26 protein-coding genes are annotated in these 24,691 nt (G+C 37.6%); 17 read left to right on the plus strand and 9 right to left on the minus strand.

The features are described 5' to 3' along the window. Nucleotides 1–134 precede the first annotated feature (134 nt). From AA637_RS05815 to AA637_RS05830, 4 genes are all read left to right on the plus strand, one after another. The gene (locus AA637_RS05815; protein WP_446684272.1) at nucleotides 135–1,067 is read left to right on the plus strand and encodes a LysR family transcriptional regulator; all 933 of its coding nucleotides are present in this window, start codon (nucleotides 135–137) and stop codon (nucleotides 1,065–1,067) included. Nucleotides 1,068–1,220: 153 nt separating this feature from the next. Continuing rightward, nucleotides 1,221–3,032 (plus strand): NAD(P)H-quinone oxidoreductase subunit F, encoded by a 1,812-nt coding sequence (locus AA637_RS05820; RefSeq protein WP_446684539.1) that lies wholly within the window; start codon nucleotides 1,221–1,223, stop codon nucleotides 3,030–3,032. Between the two features lie 158 nt (nucleotides 3,033–3,190). Continuing rightward, nucleotides 3,191–4,624, plus strand: coding sequence for an NADH-quinone oxidoreductase subunit M (locus AA637_RS05825; protein WP_446684273.1), 1,434 nt, complete (start codon nucleotides 3,191–3,193; stop codon nucleotides 4,622–4,624). A gap of 273 nt (nucleotides 4,625–4,897) precedes the next feature. Then, nucleotides 4,898–6,190 (plus strand): CO2 hydration protein, encoded by a 1,293-nt coding sequence (locus AA637_RS05830; protein ID WP_446684274.1) that lies wholly within the window; start codon nucleotides 4,898–4,900, stop codon nucleotides 6,188–6,190. A 154-nt stretch (nucleotides 6,191–6,344) separates the two neighbouring features. Here AA637_RS05830 and cobS read toward each other — a convergent pair whose 3' ends face one another. Continuing rightward, entirely contained in the window at nucleotides 6,345–7,103 is a 759-nt protein-coding gene (gene cobS, locus AA637_RS05835) for an adenosylcobinamide-GDP ribazoletransferase (protein WP_446684275.1), read from the minus strand. Nucleotides 7,104–7,547: 444 nt separating this feature from the next. On the opposite strand from cobS, the gene AA637_RS05840 reads away from it, so the two are divergent. From AA637_RS05840 to AA637_RS05850, 3 genes are all read left to right on the plus strand, one after another. Further along, nucleotides 7,548–7,991, plus strand: a complete 444-nt coding sequence (locus tag AA637_RS05840; protein WP_446684276.1) for a hypothetical protein — start codon at nucleotides 7,548–7,550, stop codon at nucleotides 7,989–7,991. A 103-nt stretch (nucleotides 7,992–8,094) separates the two neighbouring features. Then, complete coding sequence (gene tgt / locus AA637_RS05845) at nucleotides 8,095–9,192, plus strand: tRNA guanosine(34) transglycosylase Tgt (RefSeq protein ID WP_069791351.1); 1,098 nt, start codon at nucleotides 8,095–8,097, stop codon at nucleotides 9,190–9,192. Between the two features lie 363 nt (nucleotides 9,193–9,555). Next, complete coding sequence (locus AA637_RS05850; RefSeq protein WP_069791350.1) at nucleotides 9,556–9,846, plus strand: hypothetical protein; 291 nt, start codon at nucleotides 9,556–9,558, stop codon at nucleotides 9,844–9,846. Nucleotides 9,847–9,899: 53 nt separating this feature from the next. Here AA637_RS05850 and larB read toward each other — a convergent pair whose 3' ends face one another. Next, a complete protein-coding gene (gene larB / locus AA637_RS05855) occupies nucleotides 9,900–10,670 on the minus strand; it encodes a nickel pincer cofactor biosynthesis protein LarB (RefSeq protein ID WP_446684540.1) in 771 nt (256 codons plus the stop codon). Between the two features lie 67 nt (nucleotides 10,671–10,737). On the opposite strand from larB, the gene AA637_RS05860 reads away from it, so the two are divergent. Beyond that, nucleotides 10,738–11,649 (plus strand): histone deacetylase family protein, encoded by a 912-nt coding sequence (locus tag AA637_RS05860; protein ID WP_446684277.1) that lies wholly within the window; start codon nucleotides 10,738–10,740, stop codon nucleotides 11,647–11,649. A gap of 193 nt (nucleotides 11,650–11,842) precedes the next feature. Here the strand turns inward: AA637_RS05860 and dusA are convergent, their stop codons facing one another. Continuing rightward, complete coding sequence (dusA, locus tag AA637_RS05865; RefSeq protein ID WP_446684278.1) at nucleotides 11,843–12,832, minus strand: tRNA dihydrouridine(20/20a) synthase DusA; 990 nt, start codon at nucleotides 12,830–12,832, stop codon at nucleotides 11,843–11,845. A gap of 102 nt (nucleotides 12,833–12,934) precedes the next feature. On the opposite strand from dusA, the gene ebsA reads away from it, so the two are divergent. Beyond that, nucleotides 12,935–13,315 (plus strand): type IV pilus biogenesis protein EbsA, encoded by a 381-nt coding sequence (gene ebsA / locus AA637_RS05870; RefSeq protein WP_069790900.1) that lies wholly within the window; start codon nucleotides 12,935–12,937, stop codon nucleotides 13,313–13,315. Between the two features lie 15 nt (nucleotides 13,316–13,330). On the opposite strand, the gene mreC is transcribed toward ebsA, so the two are convergent. Then, nucleotides 13,331–14,071 (minus strand): rod shape-determining protein MreC, encoded by a 741-nt coding sequence (gene mreC, locus AA637_RS05875; RefSeq protein WP_446684279.1) that lies wholly within the window; start codon nucleotides 14,069–14,071, stop codon nucleotides 13,331–13,333. A 232-nt stretch (nucleotides 14,072–14,303) separates the two neighbouring features. Further along, nucleotides 14,304–15,344 carry a rod shape-determining protein gene (locus AA637_RS05880; RefSeq protein WP_069790902.1) on the minus strand — a complete coding sequence of 347 codons (1,041 nt, stop codon included), beginning with the start codon at nucleotides 15,342–15,344 and terminating at the stop codon, nucleotides 14,304–14,306. A 229-nt stretch (nucleotides 15,345–15,573) separates the two neighbouring features. Here AA637_RS05880 and cysK point away from each other — a divergent pair, with 229 nt between their 5' ends. The 4 genes from cysK to petE all read left to right on the plus strand — a co-directional run bounded on the left by cysK (nucleotide 15,574) and on the right by petE (nucleotide 18,381). Beyond that, nucleotides 15,574–16,509, plus strand: coding sequence for a cysteine synthase A (gene cysK / locus AA637_RS05885; RefSeq protein ID WP_446684280.1), 936 nt, complete (start codon nucleotides 15,574–15,576; stop codon nucleotides 16,507–16,509). 123 nt (nucleotides 16,510–16,632) lie between these two features. Next, entirely contained in the window at nucleotides 16,633–17,325 is a 693-nt protein-coding gene (locus AA637_RS05890; RefSeq protein WP_446684281.1) for a DnaJ domain-containing protein, read from the plus strand. Between the two features lie 85 nt (nucleotides 17,326–17,410). Next, the gene (locus AA637_RS05895) at nucleotides 17,411–17,860 is read left to right on the plus strand and encodes a hypothetical protein (RefSeq protein ID WP_446684282.1); all 450 of its coding nucleotides are present in this window, start codon (nucleotides 17,411–17,413) and stop codon (nucleotides 17,858–17,860) included. Nucleotides 17,861–18,009: 149 nt separating this feature from the next. Then, a complete protein-coding gene (gene petE, locus AA637_RS05900) occupies nucleotides 18,010–18,381 on the plus strand; it encodes a plastocyanin (RefSeq protein WP_446684283.1) in 372 nt (123 codons plus the stop codon). Between the two features lie 52 nt (nucleotides 18,382–18,433). Here the strand turns inward: petE and AA637_RS05905 are convergent, their stop codons facing one another. Further along, complete coding sequence (locus tag AA637_RS05905) at nucleotides 18,434–19,138, minus strand: response regulator transcription factor (protein ID WP_446684284.1); 705 nt, start codon at nucleotides 19,136–19,138, stop codon at nucleotides 18,434–18,436. Nucleotides 19,139–19,360: 222 nt separating this feature from the next. On the opposite strand from AA637_RS05905, the gene AA637_RS05910 reads away from it, so the two are divergent. Beyond that, nucleotides 19,361–20,596 (plus strand): lipid-A-disaccharide synthase-related protein, encoded by a 1,236-nt coding sequence (locus AA637_RS05910; RefSeq protein WP_446684285.1) that lies wholly within the window; start codon nucleotides 19,361–19,363, stop codon nucleotides 20,594–20,596. Nucleotides 20,597–20,613: 17 nt separating this feature from the next. Continuing rightward, a complete protein-coding gene (locus AA637_RS05915; RefSeq protein ID WP_446684286.1) occupies nucleotides 20,614–21,435 on the plus strand; it encodes a pentapeptide repeat-containing protein in 822 nt (273 codons plus the stop codon). Between the two features lie 234 nt (nucleotides 21,436–21,669). On the opposite strand, the gene AA637_RS05920 is transcribed toward AA637_RS05915, so the two are convergent. The 3 genes from AA637_RS05920 to AA637_RS05930 are packed head-to-tail and all read right to left on the minus strand — an operon-like array spanning nucleotide 21,670 to nucleotide 23,750. Next, the gene (locus AA637_RS05920) at nucleotides 21,670–22,413 is read right to left on the minus strand and encodes a hypothetical protein (RefSeq protein WP_446684287.1); all 744 of its coding nucleotides are present in this window, start codon (nucleotides 22,411–22,413) and stop codon (nucleotides 21,670–21,672) included. Nucleotides 22,414–22,462: 49 nt separating this feature from the next. After that, on the minus strand, nucleotides 22,463–22,924 hold the full coding sequence (locus tag AA637_RS05925) for a M67 family metallopeptidase (protein WP_446684288.1): 462 nt from the start codon (nucleotides 22,922–22,924) through the stop codon (nucleotides 22,463–22,465). Nucleotides 22,925–22,928: 4 nt separating this feature from the next. Further along, complete coding sequence (locus tag AA637_RS05930) at nucleotides 22,929–23,750, minus strand: biotin--[acetyl-CoA-carboxylase] ligase (protein ID WP_446684289.1); 822 nt, start codon at nucleotides 23,748–23,750, stop codon at nucleotides 22,929–22,931. A gap of 93 nt (nucleotides 23,751–23,843) precedes the next feature. Between AA637_RS05930 and AA637_RS05935 the strand changes: the two genes are divergently transcribed. Beyond that, the gene (locus AA637_RS05935; RefSeq protein WP_446684290.1) at nucleotides 23,844–24,314 is read left to right on the plus strand and encodes a DUF3038 domain-containing protein; all 471 of its coding nucleotides are present in this window, start codon (nucleotides 23,844–23,846) and stop codon (nucleotides 24,312–24,314) included. Further along, on the plus strand, nucleotides 24,304–24,636 hold the full coding sequence (gene cutA / locus AA637_RS05940) for a divalent-cation tolerance protein CutA (RefSeq protein ID WP_446684291.1): 333 nt from the start codon (nucleotides 24,304–24,306) through the stop codon (nucleotides 24,634–24,636). Before AA637_RS05935 ends, cutA begins: the two co-directional genes overlap by 11 nt. Nucleotides 24,637–24,691 lie beyond the last annotated feature (55 nt).

Genomic DNA, 24,691 nt, shown 5'->3' on the forward strand with positions numbered 1-24,691 from the left:
ATCACATTTTACATATCAATTTTCTTAATCAGTAGCATCATAAACAAAAATCTATTTGAAATACACTACCATTGACAAAAATCTATCGTAACCATTATCATTGACTTATATTATTAAAGGTTTGGAGGATTATTTTGATTCATGCAACCTTGCACCAATTAGAAGTCTTTGAAACCGTTGCCCGTTTGCAAAGTTTCACCAAGGCAGCCGAGGAATTGTCTATTAAACAACCAACGGTATCAAGTCAGATAAAACAGTTAACTCAAACGGTAGGATTACCATTATTTGAGCAAATAGGAAAACAACTTTATTTGACAAATGCTGGGGAAGAATTATTAAATACTTGCCATGAGATTTTTGCAAGACTTGATAATTTTGAGATGACAGTGGCTGATTTAAAGGGTGTAAAGGAAGGAAAACTATGTTTAACAGTCGTTACCACAGGAAAATATTTTGTTCCTCGTTTATTAGGCTCTTTTTGCCAACTTTATCCTCATGTAGATATATCTTTACAAGTTACCAATCATCAACAAATCCATCAAAGAATGTTGGACAATAAAGATGATTTATATATCCTCAGTAAACCCCCTGAAGATATTGATTTGGAAAGATATGCTTTCTTAGATAATCCTCTGGTGGTGGTGGCTCCAAAAAATCATATTTTAAGCAATCAAAAAAATATTTCTTTAGAGGAATTACAACCTTTTCCTTTTATTTTAAGGGAGATTGGTTCTAATACTAGAAAGGTAATTCAAAAAATATTTGATGATAACAAATTGAATATTCAAGTACGCCTAGAATTAGGCAGTAATGAGGCTATTAAACAAGCTATTATGGGCGGTTTAGGGCTTTCAGTGCTTTCTAAGCATACTTTAACTTCTAGTTGTTATGAAGAATTATGTATTTTGGATGTGAAAAATTTTCCCATTCAAGAAAGTTGGTATGTCACCTATTTATCAGGCAAAAAACTATCAGTAGTAGCTAAAACTTTTTTAGATTATCTTATTGCTGAAAGCATTAATTATACTGCTGAAAAACAATTTAATTTAGCCCACACTCATGGTTAATAGCTTTCTTTATTAAAGTAATGTATAGCGTTTATTTTTTATTTTTTAAATGGCAAAAAAAGTAAATAAAATGACACCTATTGCATGATAAGAGTTTTTAATTTATAGACTAAAAATTGTTAAATATTATTTTCAAAATTTATAACTACTAACATCATGGACTTTTTCAAGGATACTATTTGGTTTATTCCTTGCTATACCCTTATAGGGGGAATTGTAGCTTTATTGTGGTCACCTGGTATTATTCGTCAAACAGGTTCGCGCCCTGCCGGTTATGTGAATTTGTTAATGACTTCTTTGGCATTTCTTCACAGTGTCATCGCTTTGTATCAAATATGGGATATTCCGCCCCAAGATATTCGTTTTGTGTGGTTACAGGCGGCAGACTTAACTATCTCTTTTGATATACGGGTGTCTGCTGTCAGTGTGGGGGCTTTGGTGTTAATTACGGGGTTGAATGTATTATCGCAATTGTATGCGGTGGGATATTTGGAGATGGATTGGAGTTGGGCGAGATTTTTCGCTTTGATGGGATTTTTTGAGGCGGGAATGGGTGGTTTAGCTTTATGTAATTCTCTGTTTTTCAGTTATGTATATCTGGAAATTCTCACCCTCGGTACTTATTTGTTAGTGGGTTTTTGGTTTGCCCAACCTCTGGTAGTTTCTGGGGCAAGGGATGCTTTTTGGACAAAAAGGGTAGGGGATATTTTACTATTAATGAGCGTAATTGCTTTGTATCCTCTCTCGAAAACATGGAATTACACTGATTTAGGCATCTGGGCAAAGACGGCAGATATTAACCCTACTATCATAACTGTACTATGTTTTGGTTTGATCGCCGGACCTTTGGCAAAATGCGCCCAAATCCCTTTACAGTTGTGGCTTGATGAGGCGATGGAAGGGCCTTTACCTGCTTCTATTTTGCGTAATTCTATCGTAGTGGCGACGGGGGCTTATGTATTGATTCAGTTACAGCCTGTGTTGGAGTTATCTCCCATTGCTTCGGAGACTGTATTAGTAATTGGTAGTGTGACGGCGGTATTGGCGAGTTTAATTGCGATCGCACAGGTTGACCTAAAAAGAATCCTGTCCTATACTGTAAGTGCTTATATGGGCTTGGTGTTTATTGCGGTAGGTACAGACCATCCTCAAACTGCTTTACTGTTGATTGTGGTATATGCGATCGCCATGGCGCTATTATATACCAGTATGGGGGCGATTATCCTCAATAGTATCACCCAAGATGTTACTCAGTTGGGCGGTTTGTGGTCCCGTCGTCCTTTTTGTGGTATTGGTTTATTAGTGGGAATGGTAGCGTTAACCTCCATGCCACCTTTTGGGGGATTTTGGATACTAAGTCGTTTGGCGGTGGAAGTAAGTTTTCCCCTGATGGTGATAATTGCGCTGGTAAATGGTTTGACGGCTTTTAGCTTGATGAGGGTTTTTTGTCTTGTTTTTCTGGAAGAAGCAAAACAAATGTCCATGCGTAGCCCAGAAGTTTTATGGCCGATGATAATTCCTATGATGATTTTAATGGGGTATGCCTTACATTTACCCTTGATTTTTGATCAATTTAACTTAATTACATTGAATCTCAATACAGGGATTACTTTAGCTATTTTTACTATCATTGGTATTATTTCTTCCGCTGTTATTTACACCAGAAAATCATCTGATTCTATTATTAATTTAGTACCCCAATCAATCCAAAAATTATTTGCTAATGATTTGTATATTCAAGACATCTATAAAGTAACCATTATTGCTCTGGTAAATTCCACCGCAAAAGTGGCTAGTTGGTGTGATAAATACATTGTGGATGGGGTTGTTAACTTAGTGGGTATTACCACCCTTTTCGGGGGACAAACTTTAAAATACAGTACGTCTGGACAATCTCAGTTATATATATTTTCTATCCTTTTAGGATTGGTATTTGTCGCCCTTATCTTTGGTTTATCAGTTTAAGACCCCCTAACCCCCCAGAATTGATTTATAAATATCACAACTTTTCTAGTTATTAGTGACAATTTTAAATTAAGTTCCCCCCTTATTAAGGGGGGCTAGGGGGGATCAAAATCTTTCATTATCCATTATCAATTTGAAATTATCCATTAATAAAATCCATGTTAAACTTATTAGTAATAATTCCCATAATAGGGGCGATCGCCCTTGGAATCTCAGCAAATATATTCAAAGGAAAACAGAGCCAAAATATAGCTTTAATTTCCGCCATTATTACCTTAATAACCAGCCTTTATATTGGTTATAATTTCGATTATGCTAGTAACCAATTACAATATCAAACCCTATATGAATGGTTGCCCTTTGTCGGCTTAAATTACGTAAGTGCGATCGATGGTTTATCATTACCTCTAGTAATCTTAAACTGCCTTCTAATCACCCTTGCCATCTATAGCAGTGAATCAGGTACAAAAACCCTCACCAAACCCACCCTATATTATATCCTCATTCTACTCCTCACCTCCTGCGTCAACGGTGCATTAATCGCCCAAAACCTACTCCTATTCTTCATCTTTTATGAAGTCAAATTAGTACCCATTTATTTATTAATATCCATCTGGGGAAACAAAAAAGGAAGCTACGCAGCAACAAAATATCTACTTTACACCGCCTTTTCAGGTATTTTTGTATTAACAGGCTTCCTTGCCCTTGTATTCCTTAGCGACATCAACAGTTTCGACTACAACAACATCCAAACTAATCTTCTGCCCCTCGCCAAACAAATCATTATCCTCATTACCATTGTTATCGGCTTCGCCATCAAAATCCCTATTATTCCCCTCCATACATGGCTGCCCGATGCTTACACCGAATCATCAACCCCCGTATCCATGTTACTAGGGGGTATCGTCTCCAAACTAGGCACCTATGGCTTAATCCGTTTTGGCTTAGGATTATTCCCCGAAACATGGGTAAATATTACCCCCTACCTTGCCATCCTCGCCGTCATTAGTGCCATTTATGCCTCCCTCATCGCCATCTCCCAAACCGACATCAAGAGGATGATAGCCTATGCCTCCATCGCCCATATCAACTTTGTTGTTTTAGCTATCGCTGCCGCTACCGACTTATCCATCGTAGGGGCAATTACTCAAATGTTTGCCCATGGTTTAATCGTCGCCCTCCTTTTCCACCTAGCAGGAATCCTCGAAGACAAAACCAACACCCGTGACATTAACCAACTCCATGGCTTAATGAATCCCTACCGAGGTTTACCTTTTGTGGGAGGTTTGATGATTACCGCTGTCATGGCAAGTGCAGGAATCCCCGGCATGGTAGGATTTGTGGGCGAATTTCTTACCTTTCAAGGTAGTTTTAGTGTCTTCCCCATCTATACCCTTATCTGTCTCATTGCCACTGGTTTAACCGCCGTTTACTTTGTTATTCTCCTTAATCAAGTCTTTTTTGGACGTATGGATAACACCACAGGCTACCTCGCCAAAGTGCAAGTTAGTGAAAGAATCCCCGCCCTCGTTTTAACCGTTTTAATCGTTTTTTTTGGCATCAATCCCACATGGCTAACTATGCTGAATTAGAGTAATTGATAATTGAGAATGGATAATTACTTTGTTAGACATTTTCAATACTTTTAATATCTTAAAATCCCTGATAATTCTATGTTCTGACTTGTTTAGCATTTCTCAATTAAACTTTGTAAAAAGTCCCCCAATAACTGATTACTCGGATTTCATATAACAAGGGGCTTAAGCCCCTTGCCTCCTACCTCTTGCCCCTTGCCCATTGCCCATTGCCTATTCCCCATTGTCTACCCTAACTAAAACATTACAAAAATAACCGAAAAAATAACCATGAATACCATCAACCAAACTAAACTACCACCATCCAATCATCCCTTTGCGGAAATTGTCCATCGCTTAGAAGCAGGGCAATCCATGTTACCCGATACCCCAGAAAACCTAAAACAAATTATTGGTATTTATAAAGCCTACGCCATTCCCATGGACTTTTATTGGCGGGATTTATTGTATATTGCCGAGAAAGTTTTTCTTAATCCTTTTCCCTTTTTTAAATACTTTATATCTAAAGAATATTTAGATATGCCCAATCATTATGCAGGGGAAAAAGCTGATTTACAAGTATGGCGAGGAAAGGCATCAGCTCACCCAGAGTTACTCGATTTTATGAGTAAAGGTAAGACTACTAAAATGCCAAAATTATTTCATCATTTATTGCACGATCGCATTAATATGGAATTTGCAGAAGCCTGTATGAGAGCCATGTTTTGGCATGGAAAAGATATGAATATGGGAGGTTTTGATGCTTATTTAGACACCGAAGAATATCGCAATAATGCAGATATAGCTATTAAGGCTTACTTTAAATCTAACCCCGTTATGTTAGGTGTATATAAACTATTTCCTGACATGTTTTTGGAACAGGTAAAACAACTATCTTATTATTCCAATTTAGGATTATTTTGGGAGGTAATGTGTCCAGTATTTTTGGAAATGTCTGATTTATATGATGAAGGAAAAATGACGACGGTAAAAGAAGCCATGGACTTTTTAGTTAATGGTATTTTTGCCGTGGCAAGTCGCCCCATTTATCATCATGCCTATATTGGCGGTAAATGTTACGAAATTATCCCCAAAAGTAAAGGCTTTAACTGGTTAAATGATGCCGCCTTACCCTATGTGGAATCAGTATTTTATCGCACCTCCCCCTTCCGTGGTACTAAATCCTACAATGCCCAAGCCCGTCAAGTGCCACAAAACCAAAAAGAGTTTCACTATGGTATTTTATACGCAGATGTTTTTCCTGTAGGTGGTGCTGGTATTCCTCCCACTCTCTTGATGGATGATATGTTGCATTTCTTGCCCCCTTATCTGGTGGATTATTACCGTCAACATTGCCGAGGAGAGGAAGATATGTTGATTCAATTGGGGGTAACATTCCAGCGCTCGATGTACAATGTAACTTCTGCGGTAATTCAAGCCCTACGCACGGCAACCTGTCATCCTTTGGATGATGAAAACCCAGAGAATTTATTAAAAAATCGTCAATTTTACGAGCAACAATTGGACAGATTTTTGCGCCCTGAAGCCCGTTTAAGGGATATTCAAAGCCCTGACTATCGTTAATATTTTAATCCCCCTAATTCTCTTTTCCTGTGAGTAATGGGGGATTATAAAAAAAATTACTAAAAATTTAAGATACTAAAATCTTTAAGGAAAAAACGATATATCATTACGGTTTACCTAATCAATAAGTCATCTTTAACAAATATTAAAAAGGTTAAGCAAAAAAGATGGTTAGACTGGATAATATAAAAACTTCTGTCCATTCTACCGTGGCGCCATAGGTGTCTCCTGTATGCCCTTTTAGTTGCCAGTTAAACCATCCTCCCACAGCCAAAGCAATGGTTAAACATAAACAGTTGAGGAATAAAATAGTTTGCCATGGTTGATGATATGTAAAAATTTGTAACAAAATAAGGGGGATGATAAATAGACTACCTAGAAGCCAATCTTGGGGAATATTTAAGGATTGTTTGAGAAATTTTCCTTTGCCTTTTTCTTTTAGATAAGGGTAAAGTGCGATCGCACTTAATTGAGCCCAACGCCCCCAAGAAGTAGCCAAAAGTATTGCCAGATAAACCATAGAAGTCATTTCACTTAGGGCAAATATCTTCAAACCGAGGACAAAAACACCAGCCATCACCCCATAAGCCCCCGTAGCACTATCCGCCATTACTTCTAAACGTTTTTCCGGGTTTTGGGTTGCCAAACCATCCGCCGTATCCATCACCCCGTCTAGGTGTAACCCTCCTGTAATATACACCCATGCCCCCACCACCAACGCAGATTTGGTCAAGGGAGGAACAGAAATGGCAGATAAGAAATAATCAACTACAATGAGTAGTACGCCGATGAATAAACCAATCCAGCCTAACCATAAAGGTATTTTCTGAAAATTTAAATTCAGCCCCTTAGGAATTGGGATTATGGTGTAAAAGGCGATCGCACTTAGAAAAGAATTAAGAATTATTATCATTAAGGGTAAATAATTTCAAGAAAACTAAAAAAAAACGTTAAAATACCTGAACAAAAATGATATTTTAAGTTAAGATTGTGTCGTAGCATACCGTAAAAAATAAAAACATCTGATCTAAGAAAAGATCAAAAAGAGAAATCTTAAGACGGTGGATGAAAAAAATTAGGCTCATTGGTAAACCATAAAAATAAAACAGACAACTGATCTGTTTTTGCCAAAGTCAGAAAAATTAAGGCGACCATAGACAACAGATAACCCTGTCAAACATAAGTGGCGATCGCCCTTTCATCATAACCATAAACACAATGATTAAATAAAAAGAAAATTGTGTCAACTTAAGAAAGAAAAAATAGAATTAAGTCAGAGTTTTTATTTATGTGTTAAGACATAGATTAATTGACTACCAAACAATATAGTAAGAGCGAAAAAAAAGGGTTAACAATTATGAAAAATCATCAGAACTATTGTCCACTACCAGCACCATGTATTATTGAGTCTGGCATTCTAGTTAACAAAGAAGACATCAAAAAATTAATAAATGACTTAACCCAAGTTCGCTATATTCACACCCTCGATGGCAAAGTACAAAACCAAGGAAAAGGATGGATACTAGAAGTATTCAACGATGCCACTCAAGCCACCATGGTAGTCAACAGCAGTCTCTACATAAACATTCAAAGTTTTGACTACTTACAAATCAATCAAATATCTCCCCAAGAAGCTCATTTTAACCTAGTCCAAGACAATCGCACCCTTACCCTAATTCCCCTCGTAGCCGCCAGTCAAGACTCTTGTGCGGCAAAAGATTTCAGTTTTGAAAGTTTAGAAGCAATGCTCAACGAAGTTTTAGCAGCCAAACTAGACGTACAATTGGACGATGATTTTTAACCCGAAACTGTCAAGAAAAGTAGCACAGAGGGATAATTGACAATAAACCATGGACAATTGACAATAAAATAGAATTATTCTATTAACCATCCCGAAACACATAGTGAACTTTTCATACACCTCCGTTGCCTCTTGCTCTCATACCAAAGCTCGTGCAGGAATATTTCACACCCCTCACGGCATTGTTGAAACCCCCAAATTTATGCCCGTGGGTACGGTGGGTACCGTAAAAGGTATTACCCCCGCCCAACTAAAAGATGCCCATGCTCAAATGATTTTGGGTAACACTTACCATCTTCATATCCGTCCAGGGGAAGACATTGTCAGTAAAGCAGGGGGGTTACATGGTTTTATGAATTGGGAGCAACCTATTCTCACGGATTCAGGTGGTTTTCAGGTATTTAGCCTTGCCAAAATGCGCAAAATTAGCGAAGAAGGGGTTAAATTTCGCTCTCCCAAGGATGGACAAATTATCAACATGACTCCCGAACATTCCATCCACATTCAAAATGCACTCGGTGCCGATGTGATTATGGCGTTTGATGAATGCCCCCCCGCCACCGCTACAAGGGAGGAGGTAATTACGGCCACCGATAGGACTTACCGCTGGTTAAAACGCTGTATGGATGCCCACCAGAAGCCCGATACCCAAGCTCTTTTTGGTATTGTGCAAGGGGGAATTTTTCAAGATTTACGCAACCAAGCCGCCCATGATTTGGCAGGGTTAGATTTACCTGGTTATGCCATTGGGGGGGTAAGTGTGGGGGAAAAACCTGAGCTTATCCATGAAATTGTCCGTCAAACCACACCCCTTTTACCAGTCCACAAACCCCGCTATTTAATGGGTGTGGGTACTTATAAAGAGATGGTAATTGCGATCGCCTCTGGTATCGATTTATTCGATTGTGTCATTCCCACCCGAGTCGGCAGACATGGTGCAGCTTTGGTGCAAGGGGAGCGCTGGAATATCAAAAACGCCCGATTCAAAGAAGATTTTGGTCCTCTTGATCCAGAATGTAGCTGTTATACTTGTAAAAATTTTAGTAGGGCATATCTTAACCACCTCCTACGCGCCCACGAAATGCTTGGTTATATCCTCATTTCTCTCCACAATATCCACGAAATGATCAACTTTACCAATAAAATTCGAGCTTCTATCATTAACGATACTTTTCTCGAAGAATTTGGTCACTGGCTTTAATGTTAGAGGACGTAAAATTTTACGTCCATACAGGATTAAGTTGAAATATTCGTACACAAAAAGTTTCATTATTCATTGTTCCCACCATTTCCTAGTCTGAGTTTTTCATCAAGCCCTAAGTAATCTTTTTATCGAAGAATAAATAAATTTTTGTGGGTGAATAATCATAATTAAATTAAGTAATAAAATCCTAGAAAACAACTAGAAAAAGATAATAGATCAACATTAACCAAGATATAAATGGACGAATATAGATAAAATCAAAGAATAAAATTGTTCCAATTTGAAAAGAATGTTTTATCATGACATTAACGTTATCTAAACAAATCAGCAAACTGTAGCAATTTTTACTATTATAAAATTATGAACGAATCTTATAATAACGCCTTAGAAGAGCAGTCTCTAAATCGTGATGAAAGAGTAAAACAACTCAAAAATACCATCGACACTTTGCACATTGCTGAACAAATTTCCCGTAATGGATATTTGATCACTAGCTCAGAGTTAGCTGATTTAATGGATATAAATGCCAGTGCCGTTACCAGTAGGGGCGAAGAATGGGCTTGGCGCAATTGGATTATTTCGAGGGTTAGGCGTGAAGGCAACCAAATTTTATGGCAATTAGAAAGGGTAGAAAAAATTTTAGATGATTAAATTCTCGTCAACCCAGACTCTATCATTAGAAGGCAATAGTTTGCCTTCCTTTTTTATTTGCTCAATCGATTAGCTAGTCGTAGGATTTGCCCTGCCAACATGGCGGCTCCGAAACCGTTGTCGATATTTACCACTCCCATTCCCGTTGCACAGGAGTTTAACATAGTTAGTAAAGGGGCTACTCCCCCAAAACTTGTGCCATAGCCGATGCTAGTAGGTACGGCAATGACAGGACAGTTTGCCATGCCAGCCACCACGCTAGGTAATGCCCCCTCCATTCCTGCTACCACAATCAGCACGTCAGCGTTATCGATAATATGACGATGACTCAGGAGTCGATGGATTCCTGCTACTCCCACATCCCAGAGTCTTTCTACTTCAAAACCGCACAATTCGGCGGTAATAGCAGATTCTTGGGCTACGGGCAAGTCTGCGGTACCTGCGGTGAGGATGGATATTTTTCCTTGGTATTTTTGTTCTATCTGCCCGATCGCCCCTATTTTTGCCATGGGATAATACCGTAGATTAGGCACTTCGAGGGAGATAATGTCTGCCACTTCTGGCTCTAACCGAGTGGTCATAATTAAAGGGCTACCGTGCGATCGCATGGCGTTCATAATTTGAATAATTTGGCTAGGGGTTTTGCCCTGACTCCAAATCACCTCGGGGAAACCCGTACGCAATTGACGATGATGATCAATTTTGGCAAAATCTTCTAAGGGTTGAAAACTTAAATACTGTAGCTTTTCTAATCCCTCTTGGGGAGATACTTCCCCTTGGGCAATAGCCTGTAATAATTGTTCCAAGGAAGTGCGATCGCTCATTATAGCCATTCTCAAAAATTTAACTACCCCTATTATCAATTATCCACTATCAATTATCAATTACTAGATGAGTTTACCTGTCGTCTATCACCCCAATTATGTAACCCCTCTGCCCCAAGAGCATCGCTTTCCCATGCCCAAATTTAAGTTGCTCTATGAATTGCTACTCCATGATGGTATCACCATCCCAAGCCTTACCTATGCCCCCACCATGGCCACTGCCGAGACTTTACAATTAGTCCATCACCCCGACTATGTGCAGAAATATTGTGATGGTACATTAGATCCTAAAGCCCTACGACGCATAGGCTTACCGTGGAGCGAAGGGCTAGTAAAAAGAACCTGTACCGCCGTAGTAGGGACGGTTTTAACCGCTCAATTAGCCCTGAAATATGGTTTATGTTGTAACACCGCAGGAGGTACCCACCACGCCTTTCCAGAGTACGGTTCGGGGTTTTGTATTTTTAATGATTTGGCGATCGCCTCTCGTCATTTATTAGAAACTAAATTAGTGGAAAAAATTTTGATCGTTGATTTAGATGTCCACCAAGGAGATGGTACCGCCTACACCTTCAAAAATGAACCGAGGGTGTTTACCTTTTCTATGCACTGTGAAGCCAATTTTCCCTACCGTAAACAAACCAGTGATTTAGATATTCCCCTGCCCGTGGGCTTGGATGATGACGGTTATCTACAAATTCTCGCCTCCCATTTACCCTCTCTTTTGCAAGAAATAAAACCTGATTTAGTCCTCTACGATGCCGGTGTAGATACCCATAGGGGCGATCGTCTCGGCAAACTTTGTCTTACGGATACGGGGATATATAGACGGGAAATGCAAGTTTTAAGCACCTGCCTAGCCCAAGGTTATCCTGTCGCCTGTGTCATTGGAGGGGGTTACAGTAAAGATATTCATGAGTTAGTTTATCGTCATTCTCTCTTGCATCGTGCCGCCCAAGAATGTCAAAAATTACTGTAAAGTGGGCGAGGTTGGGGCAGGGAATGGGGAATAGGCAATGGTGAGAATAATTGATAATTAACAATATTTTGACTTAGAAAACTGTCTTTACTAACTTTTGATGGCTTATCGATGATTCTATTTTACGAGGGTTTTGACTTTACAGATAATATATTGATGTTCAACCTAATGCCTACCACCTAACCCCTAAAACCTAATTATTAACTAATTCCCTCAAAGATAATGCTTCCCTCACTAACTGAGAATCAGCATCAGGGTTATAACCATTTTCCGTGAGGTGACGTTTCCATATTTTTGTCCCTGGTTGCCCTGCAAAAATTTGCAACAGGTGGCGCATGATAGCATTTAATTTTACATGGCGATCGCCCCAAGAATCCACATACTCTAAAACACTCTCAATAACTTCCTCTCTGGTTTTAATAGGGGTATCATCCCCATAAATTTCTTGATCAATACTAGCTAAAACATAGGGATTATCACAGGCAACCCTCCCTATCATCACTCCATCAACCATGGGAAATTGAGCCTTAATTTGTTCAAGGGTAGTAATACCGCCATTAATTTCGATGGTGAGGTGAGGAAAATCCTGTTTAAGACGATATACATCCCCATAACGTAGGGGAGGAATATTACGGTTTTCCTTGGGGCTTAAACCCTGTAACCACGCTTTTCGAGCATGAACAACAAACCTTTGACATCCAGCTTGGGCAACAACTTTAACAAAGTTTGCCATATGTTCATAACTATCTTGCTCATCAATACCGATGCGATGTTTTACCGTAACAGGAATATTAACCGCCTTCGTCATGGCTTCGATGCACTCGGCAACCTTTTGTGGTTGTGCCATCAAACAAGCCCCAAAATTTCCACTTTGTACCCTCGAACTAGGGCAACCCACATTAAGATTAACTTCGTCATAGCCCCAATCCTCCACAATTTTGGCACATTCTGCCAGTTGGGCAGGGTTATCTCCCCCTAGTTGTAGGGCGACGGGTTTTTCAGCCAAGGAAAAGTCTAACAATTTCGGGCGATCGCCATGTATAATAGCTTGAGTATTAATCATTTCTGTATAGAGTAGGCTTTTTTTGGTCATCTGACGCATAATGTAGCGAAAATGGCGATCGCTATAATCCATCATCGGTGCTACACTGACAAGATAACGAGGGGGAGAAGAAATGACCATAATGTAATGAAAAAGTTAAAGAATAAGCTATTTTGACCCAAAGAAAAGGGTACAATTAAGGATTGATAACTTCCATGATCGTATTGTTACCCAAAAAAGTCTATGGCTACCATTGAAAAGTTACAACCTGCCACCAAAGCCGATACCTTGATGTATCAACCCTATTATTCCAGAGAACAGCAGGAAATTCTACCCTATGCTCTCGCATTATATCAACAAGGATATTTAGAAGGGGAAAGAATTATTGATGGCGGTGATAGTATTCCTTTTGTAGCAATTTGGTATGTTTCTCGTTTACCCTCAGAGTTGACTAGATGTCGTTTACAGTTTGATGGCAGTGCTGATTTAAGTTATGAAATTAATTTACCTAATTCTGAATTTTTACAGTTTTTAATATTATTAATAAAAGAGTTTCAATCTTCCCGTAAAACAGATTTTTCTCAAAAATTTTATCGCAAACTATTACGTCTTGATGAAGAATGATTTAATTCTCAATTCCTAATTAGTTACCACCATCACCCAGTTTAGAAAGTCCACGGGGGCAGTAAATTCAATCTCTGCTTCGGGGGCTGGACTACGGTTAATATTAAGAGAAACAACTTTACCGATGGGAATATCAGGGGGGAAAAGAGTGCTTAGATTAGAAGTAGTAATCAAATCTCCTTCCTCCACATCGGTTACTTTTTCGTAAAATTCCATAATACCGGTTTGGGTAGATTGCCCTTTGATAAAACCTTGATAACCAGTGCGGTTGAGGGTGGCGCCCACACGACTATTATAATCACTAATGAGCAATACTCGGCTGGTATTAGGAGTAACTTGGGTAATTCTTCCTACCAAGCCACCAATGGCCATAACGGGATTATTCTCTTCGATGCCTTGATTTGCCCCAGCATCAATGGTGACAATTTGCCACCAAGAATCGGGGCTTCTGCCGATAATTCTCGTCGTTACTATGTTGTTTGGATTTTGGTTTTTATAATCTACTATTTCCCTTAATTGTCTGTTTTGGATTTGCAATTGGTTAATTTCGTTTTCTAATTGTTGTACAAGGCGATCGCCATATAGCCTTTCTTGCTCTACACTAATGTCATAACGGAAAATAGAAGATGCACCATAAAGGACTTCATTTATTAATGCCCCTTGGGTTTGATAAAATGCAAATGCGATCGCCAAAGCCACCAAACCCCAAATAAACTGACTACCTTTTTTGAGCCACCAACGCCGAATTATTCTCACAATACCATTAAATTTAGTAACAATTAAAACCTAAACTATCTATAACAAAAAATAATTTAAATCAACCTAAAACCTATTTTGCCTTACATATTTAAATATTTTCTATACTTAAAACTAGATAAAAATTTTATTTAAACAATGAGCAAATTGTTTATTATATAGCAACAAATAACTATAAAAAAATAGCTATTTAGCATATAAAAAAAAATCAAAAATAGAGTTTTTAAGTAAATTAAGATCTTTTGCGACTAGCCCTAGCCAACCTGTCATAATCTTCCAAAACCTTACCAGTACCATAAACAACACACTGCAAAGGATTAGGGGCAATGTGAGTAATGATACCCGTTTCATTAGTAATTAAACTATCAATGCCTCGCAACAAAGCACCACCACCTGCGAGCATGATTCCCCTATCAATAATATCCCCCGCCAACTCAGGAGGAGTCCTTTCTAGGGTTTTCTTGATAGCCTCAACGATAACCCCCACAGGCTCAGAAATACAACCTCGAATTTCCTCAGAGGAGATAGTAACAGTTTTGGGTAAACCACTTACCATATATAAACCCCTGATTTCCATTTCCTTCTGATCATGATCACCAGGATAGGCCGAACCTAATTCTATCTTAATTTGTTCTGCGGTGCGCTCGCCAATAATAAGGTTATAAACCTTCTTGAGATGACGGACAATAGAATCGCTAATTTCATCCCCCGCAACCCGCACAGAATCACTATAAACAATACCCTGATAACTCAATACCGCCACTTCCGTAGTACCACCACCAATATCCACAATCATACTGCCCACAGCCTCCTCCACAGGCAAACCAGCCCCGATGGCAGCCGCAATAGGTTCATCAATAAATTCTATATTCTCAATGCCCCCAGAGCCTGAACTTTCCATGGCTTCCTCCACGGCTTTTCTTTCCACAGAAGTAATACCACTGGGTACACCAATAATAATACGAGAACGACTTAAGGAATTATTACCCTTAACCTTCCTGATAAACTCCCTCAGCATCATCTCCGTAACCTTCACATCCGTAATCACCCCATCCTTGAGAGGACGGATAGTTTTTATAGAGGCAGGGGTGCGCCCTAACATATTTCTAGCACTTTCTCCCACAGCAACAGTGACTTGTTTTTCTATATCTACAGCAATCACAGAAGGCTCATTTAAGACAATATCTTTGCCTGGTACATAAATTAAGGTATTGGCTGTGCCTAAGTCAATGCCCATGTCTTGAGATTCAGAAAAACGATCAAAAAACCCCATTTTGCGATTAACTCCGAAATTTTATAACAATCAAGACAATATCTTAATCTAAATTCTAACTTTTTGTTTAATTCTAGGTGAAGTTACGTAAATTTAGGGAGACAGAAATTACGTCAAGGATAATCAGTAATGATTTTGTGAGAATTTAAGTTTATGAATAATTGGTATAAGTTACAGTTCTCGGTATGATCAATAATGTAGATACCACTGGATCATAAGTAAAAAAAAGATGAAAGTCGCTCAAAATATTACCGAATTAATTGGCAAAACTCCTTTAGTGAGATTAAACCGTATTCCCCAAGCAGAAGGATGTAGGGCGGATATACTGGTAAAACTAGAAGGAATGAACCCATCAGCTTCGGTAAAAGATAGAATTGGGGTAAATATGATAAATGCGGCCGAAAAAGCTGGACTCATTACCCCAAATGAAACTATTTTAGTTGAGCCGACTTCTGGAAATACAGGAATAGCCCTTGCTATGGCAGCTGCGGCCAAGGGTTATCAATTAGTTTTAACTATGCCTGAAACTATGAGTGAAGAAAGAAGATCTATGTTGAGGGCTTTTGGGGCAAAATTGGAGTTAACCCCTGGTAGTTTGGGGATGCGTGGTTGTATTTCTAGGGCACAGGAAATTGTGGAAACCATGCCCCATGCTTATATGTTGCAACAGTTTAATAACCCTGCGAATCCTGAAATTCATCGTCTTTCTACTGCCCTTGAAATTTGGGAAGATACTGATGGAAAAGTTGATTTTTTGGTGGCGGGGGTAGGTACTGGAGGAACAATTACGGGTATTAGTGAAGTAATTAAGAGTAAAAAGCCAGAATTTAAAACTGTTGCCGTTGAGCCTGTCAATAGTGCTGTAATATCGGGAAATAAACCTGGTTCTCACAAAATACAAGGAATTGGGGCTGGATTTATTCCAGAGGTTTTGAGGGTTGATTTGATTGATGAAGTGATTACTGTCACCGATGATGAAGCGATTAATTATGGTAGAAGGTTGGCAAGGCAGGAAGGTATCCTGTCAGGTATTTCCACTGGGGCAGCGCTTGCTGCCTCCATAAAATTGGCTCAAAGACCAGAAAATAAGGATAAAATTATTGTGATGATTCAACCTAGTTTTGGCGAACGTTATCTTAGTACTCCTTTATTTAAAGACTTTTAATAATTGACGCTTGAGTATTTGGGTGTTTATTTATTGTTCTTACCATTGCCTATTACGGGATTTTTTTATTGAAGTTTAATTATTTTAAATTGATTTCCTGACACTTTATTGAGATTTCCTTTTATGGACTATTACCAAATTTTAGAAATACAATCTTCTGCTTCTACGGAAGAAGTTAAACGGGCTTACCGTCGCTTGGTGAAAAAGTATCATCCTGATAGCCAAGAGGAAACGGCTAATCATGAGGAAATTATCAAGATTAATGCGGCTTATGAGGTGTTGGGAGATCAAAAAAATCGCTTGAATTACGATCGCACTTTAGCAGATAAACAATATAATTCGGTCAATTATCGACAATCTCAAAGTGAATCGGCTTCTCAATATTATCATGCTAACAGGCGATCGCACCAAGCCCAAGATATTTCTCAATTTGAATGGTTAGATAATGTTTATGCTCCTTTAAATTATCTCATTGAGCAGATAATTTACCCTTTAGAAGAAGAATTAGATGAACTATCTGCAGATCCTTTTGATGATGATTTGATGTCAATTTTTTGTGATTATTTAGATAATTGTCAAGGACATTATGAGCGGGGAAAATCAATTTTAAAATCTCAACCAAATCCGCCACGATATGCAGGGGTAGCGGCTAATTGTTACTATTGTTTGAATCATATTAGTGATGCCATTGAAGAATTACAGAGATTTACAATGAGTTACGATTACGATTGTTTACACACTGCCCAAGAGCTATTTAGATTAGCCATGGAAGTAAATGAGGAAGCCCGTTATATGGTCAACCAAACCAGTTATTAAATAGTAAATTTAGCTTGTGTTTATGAATAATTACCCTGATGAGGTCGAGATATTAATAAAACTTAAGTCAGCATACTTAGAGAAATTGACTAACATTTCTCAGGAGAGAAAGATTAGTCTTAATTTATTAGTAAATCAGTTAATTAACGACTTTTTAAGTAATAAAAATAACTGTTATGATACCCAAGAGTTAAACTATAACGAGCAACAAATTAATGAAATAGTACAAAGGGCGATCGCACCGTTAATTACCAGAATAGAAGAATTAGAAAATAATCATCTAAATAAGCAAAGAAAATCAAAAGCGAAAAATAGCAAAACACTACAACCTAGTAAAATAATTCCCGAAGAAAAAAGAAAATACTTACCCCGTCACGAAGTATGGCAAATTTTGAAAAAGACGAGCTTTGTCCAACACTCAGGGTACGATAACTTTTTGAAAGCTACCCCCCAAGAATTAGAAAGTTACGATATATTTTTCGATACCGACAAAAAAAGATTTTACATCGAAGAAAAAACCCTCGATAATAATTGAACATACCAGCGACGCTGCCCATTTAAACTAAAATTCGGATCTAAATTGATCAACCGCAAAATATTTGAACCCAAATAATTGACAACGGGTCAAACTTCATATTATGATCATGAGTAATAAAGAACCATTAAAAAAAAATACAAGCAAAAATGTTTAAGAAAATAGGATTATTTTTATCTTCCTTAGTATTAGCCATGATGGTAGTAATCTCCGCAACTGCCCCCGCTAATGCTGCCACCGTAGAGGTTAAAATGGGTGCAGATAGTGGAATGTTGGCTTTCCAACCTGCTGAAGTAACCATCCAAGCAGGTGACACCGTAAAATGGATAAACAATAAACTAGCCCCCCATAACGTAGTATTTGATAGCTCTGCCCCCAATGCAGCGGAATTAAGCCACAAAGGTTTGGCATTTGCCGCTGGAGAATCCTTTGAAGCTACTTTTGATGAGCCGGGGGAATACAGCTACTATTGTGAGCCTCACCGTGGTGCTGGAATGAACGGAAAAATTATTGTTCAATAGTATTTAGTAATAAACATACTATGGTCGAAACCCTCAATTATTTGGGGGTTTTTTAGTCTTCAAATTTATATCCTATCCCCACCACCGTTTTCAAAAAAATCGGCTGGGCTGGATTAATCTCAATCTTTTTACGTAAACGGCGAATGTGAGTATCTACAACCCTCTCATCCCCAAAAAAATCTGCTCCCCAAAGTTTATCAATTAATTGGGTGCGACTCCACACTTTATGAGGATAGCTGACGAAAGTGCACAGTAAATTAAGCTCAAGGGCGGTTAAATCCAATTCCTCAATTTTTTCTCCCTCTAATTGTCTTGTGGCAGTATGTTCATCTAAATTGACGCTAAAATGGCTAGTCTGATATATTTGCGCCTGTTGCATTGCCCCATGGCGTAAACTACGACGCAACAAAGCCCTTACCCTTGCCACTAATTCTCTGGTGCTAAAGGGTTTTACTAAATAATCATCTGCCCCTGTAGAAAGTCCTACGATGCGATCGATTTCTTCTCCTTTGGCGGTTAACATGAGAATATAGGGATCTTTTTCGAGGGGTTGATTTCGCAAACGGTTACACACTTCTAACCCGTCTAGTTTAGGTAACATCAAGTCTAAAAGGATTAAATCGGGCTGTATTTCCTTCGCTTTTTCGAGGGCTGATACGCCATCATAAACGATACTACAATGGAATCCTTCTCTAGTTAGGCAGGAGTTTATTAGTTGAGCGATTTCGTTTTCGTCTTCTACAATTAAAATTTCCATGGTTGATAATAGATTTTGAAAGATTGAGTGATAGCTAGTTTTTCATAAGCAATAATTTATTCTGCGTTAGATAGAAGAAGACACAGGGGCGATTTAAAACGGTGCTAATATTTGAAGTTTCATTGTCTATTGTCCTTTGTCGGTTGTCAATTTTTTGATTCTTTTTTCTTTTTCCTCAAAAATGCTTAATATTAATAAGCTATCAGCATATTTTGACTATAGATGAAATTATTAGTATTGAGTAATGGTCATGGAGAAGATACCATCGCCGTTAAAATCATTAAGGAATTACAGTTGATGGAGCCAGAAATGGCGATCGCCTCTTTGCCCTTGGTAGGGGAGGGTTTTGCTTATCGTCAAGCAAATATACCCATCATAGCCCCCGTAAAACAAATGCCTTCTGGGGGTTTTGTTTATATGGACAAAAAACAACTGTTAGGGGATATGAAACAGGGTTTAATACAACTTACCATGGCTCAACATAAAGCCGTCAAAAAATGGGCAAAGGGTGGGGGCAAAATCTTGGCAGTGGGGGATATATTACCCTTAATTTTTGCTTGGTTGAGTGGGGCAGAATTTAGTTTTGTACCCACGGCAAAATCAGAATATTTATGGAAAAATGAGAAGGGTTGGTTGCCCCATACCAATGGTTTGGATCATTTTTTTGGCAGTGTTTTTTACCCTTGGGAAAGATGGTTGATGAGTCATCCTCGATGTCAGGGAGTGTTTCCGAGGGATACCATTACCGCCCACAGTCTCCAAAACTTTAAGATTAATGCCTTTGATGTGGGTAATCCCATGATGGATGGTATCGCAGACCATCATTTTAACCTAGAATTTGATCTCTATGAAGATCATTTAAAAATAGTGCTTTTACCTGGTTCGAGAATGCCCGAAGCCCTAGATAATTGGCGACTTATTCTCAAAGCCGTGGATTATCTTTTAGAATCTACTAATTATCAATTTTTGTTCCTGAGTGCGATCGCACCTTCTTTGCCCTCTGAACCATTTATAGAAGCCCTTAACCCCCCGTGGCAAAGGATAGACAACCTTAAATCAGCTATTCCCATCAGAGATGAAAAAATAGTGAATTTTATTGCAAAACAAGGTAAATTAAGTATTAGTCAGGGTGCCTATGCCGATTGTCTTCATTATGGTGACATGGCGATCGCAATGGCAGGAACAGCCACCGAACAATTTGTAGGATTAGGGAAAAGTGCCATGGCAATTATGGGTAAAGGACCACAATTTAACCGTAAATTTGCCCAAAATCAAAGTTATCTCCTCGGAAATTCCATTCAACTACTAGAGAAACCCGAAGAAATAGTAAGTAAGATTAAAACAACCTTAGAAAATCCAGACTATTGGCAATTAGTAGCCGAAAATGGAAAAAAAAGAATGGGCAATCAAGGGGCATCTCGAAAAATAGCTCATCATCTAATTAACCAATTAATTTAATATCAAAAATATTCACTATGGACATTAAAGAATTAATAGAAAGATATGAAAAAGGAGAAACTAACTTTGAAAAATTAGATCTTCATGGTCAAGTTTTTATGGGTAACTTAAACCTAAGTCGTGCCAACCTCAAAGAATCCGACTTAAGCGGAGTGGAGTTTGTTAACTGCTCATTGACTGAAACCAACCTCAAAGGCTCTAACCTTCAAAATGCCACCATTCAAGGGGATTTAACAGGAATAAACCTAATCACATCTAATCTAACCAATTCTAACCTATCCAAATCTAACCTTACCGAAGCTAGTTTACGGGCGGCTAACCTCACAGAATCCAACCTTAGTGAATCAAAATTAATCTATGCCCTTCTCCATGACTCCATTCTCAAAGACGCAAATCTTAGTAAAGCTCAAATGACAAACTGTCTCTTGAGTAGGGCAAACCTCAGCGGTGCAAACCTACAGGGGGCAAATCTACAGGGGTGTAACCTTACCAATGCCCTTTTGCTCAATACTAACCTAGAAGGGGCAAACCTTTCTTTTGCTCAATTAAACAGCGTTAATGCTGTGGGTATCAATGCTAGTAAAGCCAATTTTAGCCATGCCAACCTCAGTGCAGGTAACTTTGCTAGTGGTATTTTTCATAGTGCTAATTTAACTGATGCCATGGTGACATGGGTGAGTTTACGTAGTGCTGATTTTACCAAGGCAAACTTTTCTGGAGCTAAGTTATCATGGTCTAATTTTATGAGGGCTAATCTTACTAATGCGAATTTAATTGATGCCCAAACTAATAATACTAATTTTGAAGGGGCTATCCTTGAGGGGGTGGTTTTAAATTAACTGGGGAATTGAATAGTAGATAATTAGGGAACAAATCAAGAGAATAATCGATAATTGAGGGAAGAGGAAAAAGATAATAATTAAAGTTAATTACCTTATGTTGTTATTACCTCTACTTCCCATTGTCATTTGCCTAAAACCTAAAATTTAAATCCAAACTAAACTGAGGTGAGGTTTTATGTAGTTTCGGGGAAGTGCTGATTCGTTCATTTAAACAAAAAATAGCTTTAAAAGTTAAAAACTTTCCCCTACCCGTAAACTCAATGATTGACTATTACGATTAATAATTACTTCGTTATCGTAGATACCTCCTAATGTCCATCCCGTAGAGGCGATCGCACTTCCCACCGCTACTCTTTCGGTGATATTATTAACATTAAATAGAGCAAATCCGCCCCCATCTGGTAGTTGAATCACACCAACTAAACCATTTTTTTTCTGACTATCTACCGATGAATTTCTTACCCCATTATCAACAGAAGAGTTTGTGGGCGGTGGTGGTAAACTATCTCCATTCAAAATTGGCACCGTTTCTGGACGACTGGGGCTTATGGGAGTCGGAGGAGGGGGTGTCGGTAAAGATTGAGGATTTTGGTCTGGAATTTTTATATTCGACTCTAGCAAAGGTGGTGGTGATAAATCTACGGCACTGGGTAAAGGAGGGGGTGTGGGAATTGGTAGAGCAGAAATTTCTGGGGGTAAATTATTTTCCTGAGAGGGTAAGGGGGGAATTTCTCCAGGATTAAGGTTTATGGAATTTTCCAATAAGGGATTATTATCTCCCACATTTTTTTGTGTGGAGTTAACATTTTCTTGGTTAGTTTCTGTCAATGCTTGGTTATCAATAATGACTGATTGACGGTGTTGTCTATACAGCCAAGCGCCAACCAAGATTAGGTAAGTAGTCGCCCCCAAAAAGATTATCCTATCAACATAGGGAGGATATTTTATTTTCGTTTTGAGTCTTAATTTATTCATTCCCTCTTCCTCATACACCACAAAACTATAATAATCAATTTTTCTGTTTTTATTGATCGATAATTATAGTTTCTTCTTTAAATTGACTATTTTCTTCTAGTTGCCAACAATATAATTCTTTTATTTCTTTTTCCACCACTGAAGTAATTATATAAGAATATTCCTGCCATGCGATCGCCCTGTCAAACTCTGAAGGAATAGCAGGATGATTAGGGTGGGAGTGATAAATGCCGATAATATCCAGATTTTCCCTTCTTACTTCTTTTTGTACTTGTAGCATGGTTTTAGGGGCGATCGCAAAATTTTCCTTCATGCCGTAATCAGGTTTATCCATGGCTTCCTTCAATAAATCCCGTTGATTTTCCCAATCATTAGCCGTAGGAATTACCCTAACTACTACCTTAATTTCTTTCTCTTTTTTTCCTATCAAAAAACCACAACACTCGTAAGGATAATGTAAAATTGCTTCTTTTTTGATCAATCCCAAATCAATATTTTTAATCTTAATCATTATATTATGTAAATCGCTCAAAAATTTTACTTATTTCACTCTCATTATAAGGAGTAATTCCATATTCAATAGGGGAAAATATTACTCGACTACTAGCCCCCTTGGAAGAAAATTTAACTATTAAATTACCATTTTCATCTATCCCTAAGACAAATCCTTCTATACCTTCATAAATAACGGGTTTACCTTGATAAACTAAATATTGGTTATACTTATCTATAAAAATATGTCCTCCTTTTTCAATATAATCATTATAGCCAGTAAAAATGCCCTTTATGATTATGTTTAATAGGTCATTATAAGAATTAATTAAATAATTTTTAGTCTTTTTTATATAACTATCAAGACTAACACTATTATCTAAATATATTTGATTTTTCCAATTGATACCTACCCCAATAATAGCATTATTTATCATACCATTTTGACTACTTACTTCTGATAATATACCCCCTACTTTTTTATTATCCAAAATTAGATCATTTAACCATTTAATTTGAATCGGCACATTATATTTATTTAATTCCTCCGCAATACCAACGCCACAAAAAAGAGTTAAATGATTTATATTAGTGAACACCATTTCAGGAGACAAAACCACTGTCAAATACAATCCTCCCAAGGAAGACTGCCAAGAATTACCCCTTTGTCCTTTTCCTGCAGTTTGTTGTGTTGCTACCACTACAAAAGGTTTCTCAATATTTTTTTTACATAATTCCCATGCTTTAATATTAGTTGAAGTTACAATATCGTATATGTAACATCTAATTTCATTAAAATGTCGAGAGTTAGTATTACAAGATAATTTAATAATAATTTCTTCCATGAACTATAGGTAAACTAATATAAGGAATGCCAAAAAATATTTATTATTTTTTATATTGATGAGATAAAATCAATTTATTTACCATTAAATCATATGTCAACTGAACCACAAAATATATCACCAGAAACTTACAATTCATTAGACAACTATTTACAACTAATATATACAGGTTTATTAGCTTTAGATATTGAACATAAATTAACAACTTTTCCTAAGAACAAAACAGACCTAAATTTTGTAATTACATCTATCATCAAAATAATCAAAAAAAATGATGAATTAATTCATCGTGCCGTCTCTCTTTTCGAGCAAATAGAAACCTCTGATGATAAAGAATATTATGGAATAGTACAAAGCTATTTTAATACTTTTAATAAACTGGTAAAGGATAGTGATACATTTCAAAATAACTTACAAGAGGAAAGAAATCAATCAGTTATTGCTACCAAAATATTAATAGACTTATTATTTTATAGTAGTATATCTGGGGAAAGGTTATTGAGAGATAAATTAGAATCATTATTTAATACAAATTTTAAGGTAGAGGAAGATAATGAAATTTAAAGATTTAGGCATAATTTTGGTTAGTGCTTCATCCGAGGAAGAAGCTCATAAAATAGCATCCATATTGATTGAGTCTCAATTAGCTGCCTGTGTCAGTTTTTCCCCTGTAACGGCGGTTTATACTTGGGAAGATAAGTTAAATTGTGACGAAGAATGGCAGTTGATTATTAAAACAGATTTAACAAAATTTGATGTGATTGTTACTAAGATTCAAGAGGCACATTCCTATGACATTCCGGAAATAATTGCTTTACCTATTGTAAAAGGCTCTTCTCGTTATCTGGGTTGGATGGTAGAAGAATTGACAAAAGAGGTGGAATAATTAATAATCATTAAGGAAGTTTTTTCTTTTTTAAAAAGCAAATTTAGAAGTGTTT

Source organism: Cyanobacterium sp. HL-69, from assembly GCA_002813895.1.
Classification (GTDB): domain Bacteria; phylum Cyanobacteriota; class Cyanobacteriia; order Cyanobacteriales; family Cyanobacteriaceae; genus Cyanobacterium.

Coding starts and splice junctions, on each gene's coding strand:
- AA637_RS05825 (WP_446684273.1), top strand. CDS start 3,191: ATGTTAAACTTATTAGTAATAATTCCCATAATAGGGGCGATCGCCCTT.
- AA637_RS05830 (WP_446684274.1), top strand. CDS start 4,898: ATGAATACCATCAACCAAACTAAACTACCACCATCCAATCATCCCTTT.
- cobS (WP_446684275.1), bottom strand. CDS start 7,103: ATGATAATAATTCTTAATTCTTTTCTAAGTGCGATCGCCTTTTACACC.
- AA637_RS05840 (WP_446684276.1), top strand. CDS start 7,548: ATGAAAAATCATCAGAACTATTGTCCACTACCAGCACCATGTATTATT.
- AA637_RS05850 (WP_069791350.1), top strand. CDS start 9,556: ATGAACGAATCTTATAATAACGCCTTAGAAGAGCAGTCTCTAAATCGT.
- larB (WP_446684540.1), bottom strand. CDS start 10,670: ATGAGCGATCGCACTTCCTTGGAACAATTATTACAGGCTATTGCCCAA.
- AA637_RS05860 (WP_446684277.1), top strand. CDS start 10,738: ATGAGTTTACCTGTCGTCTATCACCCCAATTATGTAACCCCTCTGCCC.
- dusA (WP_446684278.1), bottom strand. CDS start 12,832: ATGGTCATTTCTTCTCCCCCTCGTTATCTTGTCAGTGTAGCACCGATG.
- ebsA (WP_069790900.1), top strand. CDS start 12,935: ATGGCTACCATTGAAAAGTTACAACCTGCCACCAAAGCCGATACCTTG.
- AA637_RS05880 (WP_069790902.1), bottom strand. CDS start 15,344: ATGGGGTTTTTTGATCGTTTTTCTGAATCTCAAGACATGGGCATTGAC.
- cysK (WP_446684280.1), top strand. CDS start 15,574: ATGAAAGTCGCTCAAAATATTACCGAATTAATTGGCAAAACTCCTTTA.
- AA637_RS05890 (WP_446684281.1), top strand. CDS start 16,633: ATGGACTATTACCAAATTTTAGAAATACAATCTTCTGCTTCTACGGAA.
- petE (WP_446684283.1), top strand. CDS start 18,010: ATGTTTAAGAAAATAGGATTATTTTTATCTTCCTTAGTATTAGCCATG.
- AA637_RS05905 (WP_446684284.1), bottom strand. CDS start 19,138: ATGGAAATTTTAATTGTAGAAGACGAAAACGAAATCGCTCAACTAATA.
- AA637_RS05910 (WP_446684285.1), top strand. CDS start 19,361: ATGAAATTATTAGTATTGAGTAATGGTCATGGAGAAGATACCATCGCC.
- AA637_RS05915 (WP_446684286.1), top strand. CDS start 20,614: ATGGACATTAAAGAATTAATAGAAAGATATGAAAAAGGAGAAACTAAC.
- AA637_RS05920 (WP_446684287.1), bottom strand. CDS start 22,413: ATGAATAAATTAAGACTCAAAACGAAAATAAAATATCCTCCCTATGTT.
- AA637_RS05925 (WP_446684288.1), bottom strand. CDS start 22,924: ATGATTAAGATTAAAAATATTGATTTGGGATTGATCAAAAAAGAAGCA.
- AA637_RS05930 (WP_446684289.1), bottom strand. CDS start 23,750: ATGGAAGAAATTATTATTAAATTATCTTGTAATACTAACTCTCGACAT.
- AA637_RS05935 (WP_446684290.1), top strand. CDS start 23,844: ATGTCAACTGAACCACAAAATATATCACCAGAAACTTACAATTCATTA.
- cutA (WP_446684291.1), top strand. CDS start 24,304: ATGAAATTTAAAGATTTAGGCATAATTTTGGTTAGTGCTTCATCCGAG.